The organism is Vibrio sp. 1CM24A, from assembly GCF_023161725.1.
GTDB classification, from domain to species: domain Bacteria; phylum Pseudomonadota; class Gammaproteobacteria; order Enterobacterales; family Vibrionaceae; genus Vibrio; species Vibrio coralliirubri.
On record NZ_JALNTS010000008.1, the window covers coordinates 269076 to 284881 of the forward strand.

Genomic DNA, 15806 nt, shown 5'->3' on the forward strand with positions numbered 1-15806 from the left:
AACGCAAGTCACTATTAATGCGCTAGAGAAGCGAAAGCCTGCATGACAACGTGGAATCTAATTCCCCTTAAACAGGACGTTTCAATGAGAAAATCACGATACGCTCGCACTTTGCATTTTCTGTGCATCGACCCAAACGACACCTATCTACATGTAAAAGAGATAGAAAAGCACTTATCTATTATTCTCTACAAAATGACGCCCGACGAATTAATGCTAGTTGATAGAAAGCAGAGTAACCGGATCTTGCTCGTCGATTACAGAGAGGTAAAACAACTACTGATTATTTGTCCTAACCTGACTGTTATGTGGAAAAACCATGAGATCATCTTATTCAATGTCCCTCAACAACTTCCGACATCTGAGCTTCTTACCTATGGTGTACTAAAAGGGCTCTTTTACAACACCGATCAAAAGGACAAGATTGCTCGTGGTCTTCAAGAAGTCATAGATGGTGAGAACTGGCTGCCAAGGAAGGTAACCAATCAACTGCTGTTTTATTATCGTAATATGGTCAATACCAACACCACACCAACCAATGTTGATTTAACCATTCGCGAGATTCAGGTGATTCGCTGTCTTCAGTCAGGGTCATCAAACACACAAATCGCCGATGACTTGTTTATTAGTGAGTTCACGGTTAAATCTCACCTTTATCAGATATTCCGTAAGTTGGCGGTCAAAAATAGGGTTCAAGCCATTGCGTGGGCCAACCAGAACCTACTTGCATAATCGATCCGCCTCTTAATCTAACGATAATTTTGAGGGAAGCTCTAGAAAACCATGGCTATTGTTGCTGAATTTTCGACATAACTTGTGCTAGAGTTGCCCTCAGAAATATCGACCACTCAGGTTGAATCAATAATTATTATAGATAAAGGGTCTTATCATGATCAAAAAGTGCCTTTTCCCAGCGGCTGGCTACGGTACACGTTTTTTACCTGCAACTAAGTCAATGCCTAAAGAAATGATGCCTGTAGTAAACAAACCTCTGATTGAGTACGGTGTAGAGGAAGCTATCGAAGCTGGTATGGATGGAATGTGCATCGTTACTGGCCGTGGTAAACACTCACTGATGGATCACTTTGATAAGAACTACGAGCTTGAGCATCAGATTAGCGGCACCAATAAAGAAGATTTACTGATCAATATCCGTGAGACGATTGAAGCGGCAAACTTCACCTACATTCGCCAGCGTGAGATGAAAGGCCTTGGTCATGCTATCTTGACGGGTCGCGAACTCGTAGGTGATGAACCATTCGCCGTTGTACTTGCTGATGACCTTTGTGTGAACGAGCAACAAGGTGTATTGGCTCAGATGGTTGCGCTATACAAACAGTTCCGCTGCTCAATTGTTGCTGTACAAGAAGTACCTGAAGAAGAAACTCATAAGTACGGTGTTATCTCTGGCGAAATGATCAAAGATGACCTTTTCCGAGTTGATGACATGGTAGAGAAGCCAGAGCAAGGTACAGCACCAAGCAACCTAGCGATCATTGGTCGTTATATTCTGACTCCAGATATCTTTGAATTAATCGAGCAGACTGAACCTGGTAAAGGCGGCGAAATACAGATCACTGATGCTCTATTAAAACAGGCAAAAGCAGGCTGTGTATTGGCTTACAAATTTAAAGGCCAGCGTTTTGACTGTGGTAGTGTTGAAGGCTATATCGAAGCAACAAACTACTGCTTCGAGAACCTATACAAGAAAGACCAGCAGCAAATCGAGCTAGGTAAACACTCGACAAAGAAAGAAGCATAACGACTGGTTTATCACTAACGTCACTGATTTTAGGAAGGGCGACTCTTTGAGTTGCCCTTTTTGTTTACTGTTTTTTTATCCAGTAAAACTTTGCACAAATCTCACTCTATGTAATACTTTAGCCACTTAAAATTACATGGTCTATTGAGATGGATAAAATAGAAATTAGAGGCGCTCGTACGCATAACCTCAAAGACGTCAACCTAACCATTCCACGTGACAAACTGACTGTCATCACCGGATTATCAGGTTCAGGTAAGTCGTCACTTGCGTTTGACACACTCTACGCAGAAGGTCAGCGTCGTTATGTTGAGTCTCTGTCTGCTTACGCTCGTCAATTTCTATCTCTTATGGAAAAGCCGGATGTCGACCATATTGAAGGCCTGTCTCCAGCTATCTCAATAGAACAAAAATCGACTTCACATAACCCTCGCTCAACCGTCGGCACGATTACTGAAGTCTATGACTACCTTAGATTATTGTATGCGCGAGTTGGCGAACCTCGCTGTCCAGATCACAACATCCCTCTAGCAGCACAAACCATCAGCCAAATGGTCGATAAGGTCTTAGAACTGCCTGAAGGTTCAAAGATGATGTTAATGGCTCCGATCGTCAAAGAGCGTAAGGGCGAACACGTCAAGACGCTTGAGAACTTAGCTGCTCAAGGCTTTATCCGTGCCCGAATTGATGGTGAAACCTGTGATCTATCCGATCCACCAGCACTTGAACTTCATAAGAAGCACACCATTGAAGTCGTGGTAGACCGATTCAAGGTTCGTCCTGATCTTCAACAGCGTTTAGCCGAGTCATTTGAGACCACATTAGAGCTCTCTGGCGGTATCGCTGTCGTCGGCTGGATGGACGAAACGGATCAAGAAGAGATCGTATTCTCTGCTAACTTCGCTTGTCCTAAATGTGGTTACAGCATGCAAGAGCTTGAGCCTCGCCTGTTCTCATTTAATAACCCGGCAGGAGCCTGTGGTACGTGTGATGGTCTTGGTGTTCAACAGTATTTTGATCCAAGCCGAGTGATTTTAGATGAGAACCTAAGCATTGCTGAAGGTGCGATAAAAGGTTGGGATCAAAAGAACTACTACTATTTCCAGATGCTAACGTCGCTGTCAGAACATTATGGTTTTGATCTGTATGCGCCATTTAATTCTCTACCGAAAAAGACTCAAGAGATCATTCTAAAAGGATCAGGTCGAACTGAAGTGGAATTCAAGTACATCAATGACCGAGGTGATATTCGAGTTAAGCGTCATCCATTCGAGGGAATATTAAATACCTTAGAGCGCCGGTACCGTGATACTGAATCTAGCGCGGTGCGTGAAGATCTTGCCAAATATATCTCAACCAAATCGTGTTCTAGCTGTGATGGCACTCGCCTGAGGTTAGAAGCTCGCAATGTTTTCATTGGTGATACCACACTGCCAGAAATCGTTGAACTTAGCATTGCTGACGCACTACAATTTTTCCAAGAATTGAAGCTAGACGGTCAGCGTGGGCAGATCGCAGATAAAGTGATGAAAGAGATCAATGACCGTCTGCATTTCTTAGTCAACGTTGGTTTGAACTACCTTAACCTATCACGCAGTGCTGAAACGCTGTCTGGTGGTGAGGCGCAACGTATTCGTTTGGCGAGCCAAATCGGTGCCGGTTTAGTTGGCGTTATGTATGTACTGGATGAGCCATCAATTGGACTCCACCAGCGCGATAATGAACGTCTGCTACAAACCTTGATTCACCTTAGAGACTTAGGTAATACCGTGCTTGTCGTGGAGCATGACGAAGATGCAATTCGTTGTGCTGACCATGTTATCGATATCGGCCCGGGGGCAGGTGTTCATGGTGGTCACGTGGTGGCAGAAGGTACCATGCAAGACATCATCGAAAACCCGAACTCTTTGACAGGCCAATACCTGAGCGGTGCTAAAGAAATTGCAGTGCCTGAAAAGAGAACACCTATCGACAAGAAAAAGGTCGTCGAGATCGTTGGCGCAACGGGGAACAACCTAAAGAATGTGACTGCGACAATTCCTGTTGGCTTGTTCAGTTGTATTACGGGTGTCTCAGGTTCGGGTAAATCAACGCTGATCAATGACACCTTCTTTAAAGTCGCCCACACTCAATTAAACGGGGCCACGACTGCAGTTCCGGCACAGCACAAAAAGATTAAAGGGTTAGAGCATTTTGATAAGGTGATCGACATAGACCAAAGCCCTATCGGTCGCACCCCTAGATCAAACCCTGCGACCTACACCGGTATTTTCACCCCTATCCGAGAGTTATTCGCAGGCACTCAGGAATCACGTTCTCGTGGCTACAAGCCAGGTCGATTCAGCTTTAACGTTCGTGGTGGTCGTTGTGAGGCTTGTCAGGGCGATGGCGTAATCAAGGTAGAGATGCACTTCTTACCCGATGTGTATGTGCCTTGTGATGTGTGTAAAGGTAAGCGCTATAACCGTGAGACTCTAGAGGTCCGCTACAAGGGTAAAACCATTGACGAAGTTCTAGAGATGACCGTGGAAGATGCTCGTGAATACTTCAACCCGGTGCCTGTTATCGCTCGTAAGCTGCAAACTTTAATGGACGTTGGCCTTTCCTACATTCGCCTCGGACAAGCAGCGACAACCTTGTCTGGCGGTGAAGCTCAACGCGTTAAGTTAGCAAGAGAGTTGTCTAAACGAGACACAGGGAAAACCTTATACATTCTCGATGAGCCAACAACAGGTCTTCATTTCCACGATATCCAGCAGCTGTTAACGGTGCTACATAGACTGCGTGATCACGGTAATACGGTTGTCGTGATTGAGCACAACCTAGATGTTGTTAAAACCGCAGACTGGATCCTAGATCTTGGCCCAGAAGGTGGGCAAGGTGGTGGTGAGATTGTTGCAGAGGGTACACCTGAAGATGTGGCGTTAGTCGAAGGTTCACACACTGCTCGCTTCCTTAAGCCTATGTTAAATTTGAAGTAGGTGTAAAATAGCGCCCTGCGGGCAGACAGAAAAATGTTAAAGTAACAGAGCTTGTTTCAGAAGGAACAAGCTCTGTTTTTATAAGGTTAGGGATTTATGGCAACAATACACACTAGCGGTACCCAGTTAGAAAATCAGGTCACTCAGCTACCACTCAACAAAGCATTTCTGGCTTCTTTAGCTGTTGTATTCTTGTTAGCCATGCATTTTTTCATGCCGAATCCTGGAGGCTCGGGGCTTGCTCTATCCTTTAACCCTACCACTTGGTTGGCGCTAAGCTTCGCGCTAGCAATTGGCTTTTACCAACTCGCGACCAATAGAGTACTCAAGTATTCCAAATTAACGATTGGTTTGTTGATTAGCTGCATCATACTCACACTACCTATTTTATACAGTAATGCAGCTCCTCAAGGAGCGTCAGGGCGCTTGCTTGGATTATGGGCGGGCTTTGCCTTATTTGTGGTGCTGCAGCAATTTAAGTTCAGCAATAAACACAAGCAACGTATGTTGTGGTTCATTGTGCTTGCTGTTGTTATACAAGCACTGTTTGGCTATGTGCAATATTTCTTATTAGAGCCTGGTAACCTATTTGGCTACAACACAGCGGCAAACCGACCATATGGGATATTTCAACAACCGAATGTAATGGCAAGCTTTCTTGCTACTGGTTTTGTGCTGTCCGCTTACCTTTTAGCAAGACAGCCAGCTAAATATAATCACAAAATTAGCGAGTCATTCTTACTATACCTAACCCCAACCTTAACCGTACCCTTGCTGATCATCATCGCATCACGTACCGGATGGTTGGCCGCTGTCATTGGGTTTATCTGCATTCTGCCCTATCTATACAAGTTCTCGACTAAGAAACGCTTCTACGGATGGTGCGCATCAGTGCTCGTCGGTGTCATCGTCGCTTTTACGGTGATCAACCTCAGTGCGACAGATAGCCTCGCAAGTAAAAGAGCTAACTTAGAAAGCCCGCGCGCTTATACGTTCCCGCAAGCTTTAGATATGATGATCGAAAAGCCATTCACAGGTTATGGTTACGGGAAATTTGAGTCTGAATACACGCTATATACGGCTCGCCAACATCAACTCAACTCGAACTATCACCCAGGTCTTCCTTCAATGGATCACCCGCACAATGAGTTCCTGTTTTGGGGAGTTGAAGGGGGGATTGTACCAATCATCGGAATCTTGATTGCTGCAATATTGGTGATGTCACGCATAGCAAGTTCTGCAAAAGGAACACGTCTAGCCCTGCTCGCGTTATTTATCCCAATCCTTTTGCACTCCCAGCTTGAGTATCCTTTTTACCACTCGGCGATTCACTGGATAACATTCATTATATTGATTTACTGGGTAGACCAGCGCTCTTCCCGACATTATCAACAGTCGTTCAGTATCATCAGCAAGACCCTGTTTAGAGTGTCGAGCTTAGTGATACCTATCTTGGTTAGTTTTTATATGTTGAGCGCACTTCACACCAATTATGTACTGACTAAATTTGAACTGTCTAAGCCTAAAAACCCGGACATTCTTAAGCAGGTAACGAACCCTGTGGTGTGGAAAGATCGCTACGATTGGGACATATACAGCACTTACCTTAATATTGGCCTCTACAAAGCCGACCCAAGTCTTATACAGCCTTACATCGATTGGTCACTGGAGATCATAAAGAGCAAACCAAGACCGGCTTTCTACAGCAATCTGATTCTGGCGTATCAAGGCCTAGGCGAAGAGAGTAAAGCAGAGCAAATTCGTAGCGAAGCGAACTTTTTATTCCCAAACAGAGACTTTTCAAAGGTTCAGTATAAGAAAGTGTCACAAGCAGAAGATAACGTTTCGTCTGCTGAATAATATTTAGACCTCACAACTAAAATATCATTTAGGAGCTTGGGGGTAGATATAAAAAAGCGCACGATCTCTCGTGCGCTTTTCTTTTTAATTTCAGTTCATTGCAGCTACTTCAAAACATCTTTTAGCGCTTTTAGGCACAACGCGACATTCTCTTTACGAGCGCCGTAGCCCATCAGGCCGATACGCCATGCCTTACCAGCCAAAGAGCCAAGCCCAGCACCGATTTCAAGATTATATTCTTCTAAAAGCTGCATTCTGATCTTAGCCTCATCAATTCCTTCTGGGAAATAAAGTGCGTTAAGCTGCGGCAAGCGGCTATCTTCATCAACCACAAACTTTAATCCTAGCGCTTCTACACCTTCTTTAAGCTCTTGGTGCATCGCATGATGACGAGACCACGCATTATCTAGGCCTTCATTTTTCAACAAAACCAGCGACTCATGCAGAGCATACAGGCTGTTCACGGGTGCGGTATGGTGGTAGCTACGCTTACCTTCTCCACTCCAGTAACCCAATACTAAACTTTGATCCAAGAACCAGCTTTGTACTGGTGCTTGGCGGGCTTTCATTTTATCAACCGCACGCTGAGAGAAAGTCACTGGAGATAGCCCTGGCACACAAGACAGACACTTTTGGCTGCCAGAATAAACCGCATCAAGCTGCCACTCATCAACCAGCAATGGCACACCACCTAATGATGTCACCGCATCAACAATCGTTAACGCATCAAACTGACGAGCGATAGCTGAGATAGCTTGAGCATCAGATAGCGCTCCGGTTGATGTCTCTGCATGAACAAAAGCCACAGCAACAGCATCGGGATTTTCTGCCAATGCTTGTTCTACCTTTTCAACTGAAACGGGCTTGCCCCATTCGTCATCAACAAGGATGGCTTGGCCACCACAACGCACCACGTTTTCTCGCATACGCTCACCGAAGACACCGTTACGACAAACAATCACCTTTTCACCAGGCTCAATCAAGTTAACAAAACAGGTCTCCATACCCGCACTGCCCGGTGCAGAAACGGCAATCGTAAATTCGTTTTCAGTCTGAAAAGCGTATTTAAGAAGCTGTTTAAGCTCGTCCATCATCGCAATAAACAGCGGATCTAAGTGACCTATGGTAGGACGGCTCAAAGCCTGTAGCACTTGAGGCGAGATATCTGAAGGACCTGGTCCCATTAACGTTCGGTGTGGTGGATAAAAGCTATCGATAGCAGTAGTGAGTGTTAAATTAGACATGTACATCCCTTACGTTAATGTTGTGAACAATCCACCCTAAAGCAAATTGATTACCTCAGCAATTAGCCATAAGTATTGAGGTCAAACCACTGTCACATAATTGTTAAAATTATTTTTCAATTATCTCAAGTTACGGATTGACATTGTTACAACAAAAACGTTCAATGAAACGGCTATCTAGCAGAAGAGGAGCACTGCCCAGGCAGATGTTTTGTGGAACCGCATTTCCAATACAAAACATTTATGGGGAGCAGTGCCGAGATAATAAAAGGATGCAGGACCTTTATTATCGGTTGAGCGGGCTGAATCCCTTCAACTGTCGCCATTTCTATATGGTGAAGAGCTTCTGAGGTTACTATTCTAATAATTCCTCTCTTTTTGCTCTAAAACTCTCTTCGAAAAACATCGGACGTTGGATTACCCAACCGTAATTTTATTTTAGGAAGTCGTGGGAGATATATCGTGAGTGCATCTAATGTAGCTGGTTCTTTTAATGTCGCTAAGTTTGGTGGAACAAGTGTTGCCAACTTTGAAGCAATGAGCCGTTGTGCTGCCATTATTGAAAACAACTCAAACACGAAACTGGTCGTGAGTAGTGCATGCTCTGGTGTCACTAACTTGCTGGTTGAACTGGCAAATGGTGTTCAAGACAAAGCTCGTCGTCAGGAACTAATGGCGCAATTAGCGGATATTCATAACGCAATTCTTGATCAACTCGCAGACCCAATCAGCATCGAAAAAGAAGTTCACAGCATTCTTGATGACATTGCGAGCGCTGCAGAGGCTGCATCATTCCAAACAAGCACTAAACTGACTGATCACCTTGTCGCATGTGGCGAGTTGATGTCGACACACATCTTGGCTCAGATCATCCGTGAACGAGGCACTCCTGCTGTTCGCTTTGATATCAGAGATGTGATGCGCACTAATGATGATTTTGGTAAAGCCGAACCTCAACTCGAAGATATTGCCGCTCTAGCTCAACAGAAACTTATTCCACTTTGCCAACAACAAGTTGTCGTTACACAAGGTTTTATCGGCGCTGATAGCGAAGGTAACACCACGACTTTAGGCCGCGGTGGCAGTGATTACTCAGCAGCATTGATTGCCGAATCTGTACAGGCGATTGGTCTAGAAATCTGGACGGATGTTCCGGGTATTTACACCACTGACCCTCGTATTGCACCTAAAGCTTCTCCTATCCCAGAGATCAGCTTTAGTGAAGCATCGGAAATGGCAAACTTTGGTGCGAAGATCTTGCACCCATCAACGCTAGTACCTGCACTACGCCACCAAATACCGGTATTTGTCGGCTCTTCTAAAGCGCCAGAGTTAGGTGGTACTTGGATTCGCCAACAAGTTGAGAGCTCCCCTCTATTTAGAGCGCTTGCCCTACGCTGCAACCAAACCATGGTTACGCTACGCAGTGCTAACATGTTCCACGCCTATGGCTTCTTAGCAAAAGTGTTCGAGATCCTTGCTAAACATAAGATCTCTGTCGATCTTATCACTACCTCAGAGATCAGTGTGTCACTTACTCTGGATCAAACAGACACATCAGGTGGTGCTCCTGAGTTACCTGAAGCCGCTCGCCTTGAGCTTGAAGAGCTGTGTTCTGTCGATATTGAACACGACCTATGCCTTGTTGCACTTATTGGTAACAACATGAGTGAAAGCAAAGGCTATGCGAAGCAGGTATTCGGCACTCTTGAAGATTTCAACCTACGCATGATTTGTTACGGAGCAAGCCCACACAACCTGTGTTTCTTGCTAGATGAATCTGTTTCTAAGTTGGCGATTCAAAAACTGCACCAAGAATTGTTTGAGTAAAAATGCGTTTATCACCAACAGATAAATAACTAAATCTCAGATACAAAAAGGGTTGCTATTAAGCAACCCTTTCTCTTTTTTACTATACGAATCAAAGCTCGTCGTAGATTCAAACTAGTTAATGTTTGGACCTAACCACTTCTCGGCTTCTAACATGTCCCAACCTTTGCGGTCAGCATAGCTATCCACTTGATCCTGTTGAATCTGTGCAATAGCAAAGTATCTAGCATCAGGGTGTGAGAAATACATACCAGACACTGAGGCACCAGGCCACATCGCGTAGCTTGTCGTTAATGACATATCGATTGCCTTTTCAACGTCCATCAGCTCCCACAACGTACCTTTCTCTGTATGCTCTGGGCAAGCAGGGTAACCTGGAGCTGGACGAATACCTTGGTATTTCTCTCGAATCAAATCGTCGTTAGACAAATTCTCATCTGGCGAGTAACCCCAAATATCCTTTCTCACTTCTTTATGCAGATATTCCGCGAACGCCTCAGCCAATCGGTCAGCAACCGCCTGAATCATAATCGCGTTGTAGTCATCGCCTTTCGCTTTGTATTCATCAGCCAGCTCTCGCTCACCAATACCACCCGTAACCGCAAAGCCACCAATCCAATCCGCTTTACCGCTTTCTTTTGGCGCAATGTAATCAGACAAACAGTAGTTAAAGCCTTTTGGTTTCTCTGTTTGTTGACGAAGATTGTGTAGAACTTTTAGAACTTCGGTACGAGATTCATCGGTATACACCTCAATATCATCACCAACACTGTTCGCTGGGAACATGGCACACATACCACGCGCTTCAAGCAGCTTCTCTTTCTCTACGCGATCCAGTAAATCATTAGCATCTTTGAATAAACGTTTTGCCTCTTCACCCACTTCTTCATGATCAAGGATTGCAGGGTATTTACCAACCAATGACCATGTCATAAAGAATGGAGTCCAATCGATGTACTGACGCAAAGTCGCCACATCAAAATCATTGAAGATGTGAACTCCCGGCTTAGCGGGTGCAGGTGGCGTATACGCATCCCAATCGATAGCAACTTTATTGGCACGAGCTCTTTCAAGCGTGACAGGCTTGGTACGAGGTTTCTTACGATTGTGCTGATCTCGAACGCGATCGTAATCGATATCCAGCTTCTCAACGAAAGCGGGTTTCAATTCATCAGAAAGTAGTGAAGTACAAACTCCCACAGCACGCGAGGCATTATTTACGTATACAACAGGTTCTGAATAATTCTGTTCAATCTTAACCGCTGTGTGAGCTTTAGATGTGGTTGCACCACCAATCAGAAGAGGCAGTTTGAAACCCTGTCTCTCCATCTCTTTAGCAACATGTACCATTTCATCAAGAGACGGTGTAATCAGTCCAGACAGGCCAATGATGTCGACATTCTCTTCTTTCGCTACCTTGAGAATCTTCTCACAAGAAACCATCACACCTAAGTCGATAATTTCGTAGTTATTACACTGCAAAACCACGCCAACGATATTTTTACCGATATCATGAACGTCACCTTTAACGGTCGCTAACAATATCTTACCGTTAGTTGCGCCCACTTCTTTGGATGCATTGATGAATGGCTCTAAGTGGGCAACGGCCTGCTTCATCACACGCGCAGACTTTACAACTTGTGGTAAGAACATCTTACCTTCACCAAATAGGTCACCCACAACGTTCATGCCGTCCATTAGAGGACCTTCAATCACTTCAATAGGACGAGAGGCATTAACACGAGCTTCTTCGGTATCTTCAACAATAAAGTCAGTGATACCTTTAACCAAAGAGTGCTCCAAACGCTTCTCTACAGGCCAAGTTCGCCACTCTAATGCAGATTTATCTTCAACCTTACCGACAGCTCGCTCTAGGTATTCGGTCGCCATATCCAGCAATCGTTCAGTTGAATCATCACGACGGTTTAGTACGACATCTTCAACAGCGTCACGCAGATCTTCTGGAACATTATCGTAAATTTCCAACTGACCAGCGTTTACAATGCCCATATCCATACCGTTTTTAAAACAGTGATATAGGAACACCGCGTGAATAGCCTCACGGACGTAGTTATTACCGCGGAATGAGAATGAAACATTCGACACACCGCCAGAGATCATCGCATGCGGGAGATCGCGTTTGATGTCCCCTACCGCCTCAATGAAATCAACCGCATAGTTGTTATGTTCATCGATACCCGTCGCCACTGCGAAAATATTCGGGTCAAAAATAATATCTTCTGGCGGGAAACCGACTTCATCAACAAGAATGTTGTAGGCATTAGTACAGATCTCGACTTTACGCTCTCGAGTATCAGCCTGCCCGACTTCATCAAACGCCATCACGATGACAGCAGCACCATAACGACGAACTAATTTGGCTTGCTCAACAAACTTCTCTTTGCCTTCTTTTAGAGAGATGGAGTTAACGATGCCTTTGCCTTGAATACACTTTAGGCCAGCTTCGATAACTTCCCACTTAGAAGAATCGACCATAACAGGTACTTTCGAGATTTCAGGTTCTGAAGCACACAGATTCAGGAATTTAACCATACACGCCTCGGCGTCTAGCATACCTTCATCCATGTTAATATCGATAATTTGAGCACCATTTTCGACTTGCTCTCGAGCTACACTCAAGGCTTCGTCGTAGAGCTCTTCTTTGATAAGGCGCTTAAAGCGTGCAGAGCCGGTAACATTGGTACGTTCACCCACATTCACGAACAAAGATTCTTTAGCTATCGTCAGTGGCTCTAGTCCCGAAAGACGACAAGAAACTGGTAAGTCTGGCAATTGACGCGGCGTTACACCTTCAACGGCCTCAGCCATTTGACGGATATGCTCTGGAGTAGTACCACAACACCCACCAATTAGGTTCAAGAAGCCACTTTCAGCCCACTCTTTAACATGTTCAGCCATATCCTCAGGAGAAAGGTCATACTCACCAAATGCATTAGGCAAACCCGCATTAGGGTGAGCAGAAACGTTGCACTCTGAGATACGAGACATCTCACCGACATACTCACGCAGTTCATCAGGGCCTAATGCACAGTTCAATCCGAATGAGATAGGTTTTACATGACGAAGGGCGTTGTAGAATGCTTCTGTCGTCTGTCCTGAAAGGGTACGACCCGATGCATCAGTGATGGTACCGGAAATCATTACAGGCAGACTAGTACCTACTTCTTCAAAAACAGATTCAACCGCAAAAGCACACGCTTTTGCGTTTAACGTATCGAAGATAGTTTCAATAAGTATTAAGTCTGAACCGCCCTTAATGAGCGCGCGAGTCGATTCAGAATAAGCTTCAACCAGTTCGTCAAAGCTAACATTACGGTAACCAGGATCGTTTACATCAGGGGATATAGAACAAGTTCGGTTGGTTGGACCTAATACACCCGCGACGAAGCGAGGCTTGTCTGGGGTCTTTGCGGTCCATTCATCAGCTGCTTCACGAGCAAGCTTGGCAGCAGCAAAGTTAATCTCTTCACTAAGACTTTCCATATCATAGTCGGCCATAGCGATGGTTGTAGCGTTAAAGGTATTGGTTTCGAGGATGTCTGCCCCAGCTTCCAAGTATTCTGAATGGATATCTTTGATAAGCTTAGGCTGTGTAAGAACTAAAAGGTCATTGTTGCCCTTCAAGTCACTGTGCCAATCAGCAAAGCGTTCACCACGATAGTCTTGCTCTTCCAATTTATAATCCTGAATCATGGTGCCCATGCCACCATCAATCAGTAAAATTCGTTGCTTCAACAGAGCGTCAATCTTTTGCCTTACATTACTTCCCACGGTACAACCTCATTCCTTTAATTATCCCTCCATCCTATCACACATTAAAAAGGAGTCTAGACGTCTAAAAAAGGAAATTGATTACTGAGTCATGACAAAAAAATGTTTGCTATTTGAGCATGAGACAACGAAAATTCATATTCATACTTTGTTACATGTTGGAATCCCAATGTCGGTCTATTACACCTTATGCTTCTTGTCCGCTGCAGCCATGCTTATTGCTTTCGTTAATACCAAAATTGGTAAAATGCAGACAACCATCGCCATCACAGCTGGCTCAATGATGTTATCTCTATTGATTATCATTGCGGGACAAAACAATTGGTTCCAACTGGCTGACATCGCCTCAGAAACCGTTGCCAGTATCAACTTTGAAGATTTCCTACTAAAGGGAATATTGGGCTTCTTACTCTTTGCCGGTGGTTTAGGGATTAAGTTACCAAATTTAAAAGACCAGAAATGGGAAATAACAGTACTCGCGTTAGGTGCTACGCTGTTTTCAACCTTCTTTATCGGTTTTGTGCTGTACGGGTTCTGTCAGTTCATCGGTATTCAATTTGATCTGATTTACTGCCTACTCTTTGGCTCGCTAATATCTCCAACCGACCCAATCGCCGTGTTAGCAATAGTAAAGAAGCTCGATGCGCCCAGAAGAATCTCTACTCAAATCGAAGGAGAGTCTCTATTTAACGATGGTTTTGGCTTAGTGATCTTCGTAACCCTATTTACTATCGCATTTGGTACAGAAGCACCAACCGTCGGTAGTGTGACCATGCTATTCGTTCAAGAGGCAATTGGCGGCATCGTCTACGGTTTTGTTTTAGGCCTCGTATTCCATTACCTAATCAGCAATACCGATGACCACTCGATGGAGTTGCTATTAACCATCGGCATCCCAACTGCTGGTTATGCGTTTGCTGAAGTTCTACATGTATCAGGTCCATTGGCAATGGTGGTATCAGGTATCATGATTGGTAACTGGACTCGCTTTATCGGATTCTCAAAAGAGAGTGAAGATCACCTAGATCATTTCTGGGAATTGATAGATGAATTCTTAAACGGCGTATTGTTCTTATTGATTGGTATGTCGATGTTGTTATTCAAATTCCACCAAGAAGACTGGATATTAATGGCGTTCGCAGTCCCTCTAGTATTGAGTGCACGTTACTTAAGTGTTTTCTTGTCTTACATCGGATTTAAACGTTTTAGAACTTACAACCCGTGGTCGATTAAGATTCTAACTTGGGGTGGCTTACGCGGTGGCTTAGCTTTAGCCATGGCACTTTCGATCCCTTCAGGTATCTGGGTAATTGAAGACAAAGCAATAGATGTAAAAGAGATAATCCTTGTCATGACATACGCCGTTGTTGTGTTCTCTATTCTAGTTCAAGGCTCAACAATCACTCCTATGATAGAGAAAGCAAAACAAGCAGAGAAAGAGCTAGATTAACACTTAGATAGATCAATCAAGGCCGCCTACTTTAGGTGGCCTTTTTTACACCTAATGAAAGTCAAACTCACCAATTCCCACACTGAAGCTATAGCTGAAAGGTATACGTGGAATATAGAACTTATATCGATATTTGATATTTGATACCGCTAGTATTTAAGCAATTGAAAGCATTAATGTGGGTGGCTAGAACTCTTTAAGGAGCTTAAGTCATACAGAGAATTAGTTCTTCTGCCCACTCGCTAGTCTACCCAATAACCCACTCTCAAGTTATATAAGCTTCAATCGAAAGGCTTCACCTTTCACCTGGAAACAAAAGTAACGGGACTCAACGTCTCGCTAGAATAGCGTTAGTTATTAACAGGACTACGAGCTAGATGAGTGGTGAACAGAAAGCTTTAGCTTTGAACTAAGTCATTAAATACAGCAAGGCTGCACTAAATCAGTGTTCGATAGAGATAGCTAAAGGAACACTTGGTACTTCTAGTGATACTTGTAAAAATGACAGGAATAAAAAGCGCTAGCATTTCTGCCGAGACGTGCAGACTAGAGTCTTAAATATGGCAAGGCTGGAATGAGCAGGCACTCCGGAGATTCGAGCACGCAGGTGAGCTAGGAGCTCCTAGTTATCCCACATTACTTCGTAGAAGCAACAGACGTAAAAAAGCCCCAGCATTTCTGCTGAGGCGTAGATATGACAGGCTGGAGGTTTCAACTCCAACACGCGCTGTTTTGGTAAGTCGGGGGGATCCGCTGCTTTGCTAATGGCGTATATTGGATTCAGAAAGCAAAAAGGCTCCAGCATTTCTGCTAGAGCCTTAAATATGGCAGGGGTGGAGAGATTCGAACTCCCAACACGCGGATTTGGAATCCGCTGCTCTGCCAAT

At 44.4% G+C, this 15806-nt stretch carries 9 protein-coding genes and 1 riboswitch; of the genes, 6 read left to right on the forward strand and 3 right to left on the reverse strand.

Features of this window, described 5'->3' with window-relative positions; all coding sequences use genetic code 11:
- The first annotated feature begins 84 nt into the window (after positions 1-84).
- From MSG38_RS18825 to MSG38_RS18840, 4 genes are all read left to right on the forward strand, one after another.
- Complete coding sequence (locus tag MSG38_RS18825) at positions 85-732, forward strand: LuxR C-terminal-related transcriptional regulator (RefSeq protein ID WP_248402396.1); 648 nt, start codon at positions 85-87, stop codon at positions 730-732.
- 157 nt (positions 733-889) lie between these two features.
- Entirely contained in the window at positions 890-1762 is an 873-nt protein-coding gene (gene galU, locus MSG38_RS18830; protein WP_048609613.1) for a UTP--glucose-1-phosphate uridylyltransferase GalU, read from the forward strand.
- A gap of 149 nt (positions 1763-1911) precedes the next feature.
- On the forward strand, positions 1912-4743 hold the full coding sequence (uvrA, locus tag MSG38_RS18835) for an excinuclease ABC subunit UvrA (RefSeq protein WP_122082109.1): 2832 nt from the start codon (positions 1912-1914) through the stop codon (positions 4741-4743).
- 96 nt (positions 4744-4839) lie between these two features.
- A complete protein-coding gene (locus tag MSG38_RS18840) occupies positions 4840-6603 on the forward strand; it encodes a PglL family O-oligosaccharyltransferase (RefSeq protein ID WP_248402397.1) in 1764 nt (587 codons plus the stop codon).
- A gap of 104 nt (positions 6604-6707) precedes the next feature.
- Here the strand turns inward: MSG38_RS18840 and MSG38_RS18845 are convergent, their stop codons facing one another.
- On the reverse strand, positions 6708-7847 hold the full coding sequence (locus MSG38_RS18845) for an alanine--glyoxylate aminotransferase family protein (protein WP_248402398.1): 1140 nt from the start codon (positions 7845-7847) through the stop codon (positions 6708-6710).
- Positions 7848-8023: 176 nt separating this feature from the next.
- A riboswitch (Lysine riboswitch) is annotated at positions 8024-8201 on the forward strand.
- Between the two features lie 108 nt (positions 8202-8309).
- Between MSG38_RS18845 and lysC the strand changes: the two genes are divergently transcribed.
- Positions 8310-9677 (forward strand): lysine-sensitive aspartokinase 3, encoded by a 1368-nt coding sequence (gene lysC, locus MSG38_RS18850; RefSeq protein WP_050643104.1) that lies wholly within the window; start codon positions 8310-8312, stop codon positions 9675-9677.
- A gap of 114 nt (positions 9678-9791) precedes the next feature.
- Here the strand turns inward: lysC and metH are convergent, their stop codons facing one another.
- A complete protein-coding gene (gene metH, locus MSG38_RS18855) occupies positions 9792-13469 on the reverse strand; it encodes a methionine synthase (RefSeq protein WP_248402399.1) in 3678 nt (1225 codons plus the stop codon).
- Positions 13470-13638: 169 nt separating this feature from the next.
- Here metH and MSG38_RS18860 point away from each other — a divergent pair, with 169 nt between their 5' ends.
- Positions 13639-14919, forward strand: coding sequence for a sodium:proton antiporter (locus MSG38_RS18860; RefSeq protein WP_017061334.1), 1281 nt, complete (start codon positions 13639-13641; stop codon positions 14917-14919).
- A gap of 622 nt (positions 14920-15541) precedes the next feature.
- Here MSG38_RS18860 and MSG38_RS18865 read toward each other — a convergent pair.
- Positions 15542-15806, reverse strand: a 265-nt coding sequence (locus MSG38_RS18865) for a hypothetical protein (RefSeq protein ID WP_248402400.1), incomplete at its 5' end; no start/stop codon positions are given.

Excerpts from the sequence above, each read along its gene's own strand:
- MSG38_RS18845 (WP_248402398.1), bottom strand. The coding sequence starts at position 7,847 with ATGTCTAATTTAACACTCACTACTGCTATCGATAGCTTTTATCCACCA.
- MSG38_RS18860 (WP_017061334.1), top strand. The coding sequence starts at position 13,639 with ATGTCGGTCTATTACACCTTATGCTTCTTGTCCGCTGCAGCCATGCTT.
- galU (WP_048609613.1), top strand. The coding sequence starts at position 890 with ATGATCAAAAAGTGCCTTTTCCCAGCGGCTGGCTACGGTACACGTTTT.
- uvrA (WP_122082109.1), top strand. The coding sequence starts at position 1,912 with ATGGATAAAATAGAAATTAGAGGCGCTCGTACGCATAACCTCAAAGAC.
- MSG38_RS18825 (WP_248402396.1), top strand. The coding sequence starts at position 85 with ATGAGAAAATCACGATACGCTCGCACTTTGCATTTTCTGTGCATCGAC.
- MSG38_RS18840 (WP_248402397.1), top strand. The coding sequence starts at position 4,840 with ATGGCAACAATACACACTAGCGGTACCCAGTTAGAAAATCAGGTCACT.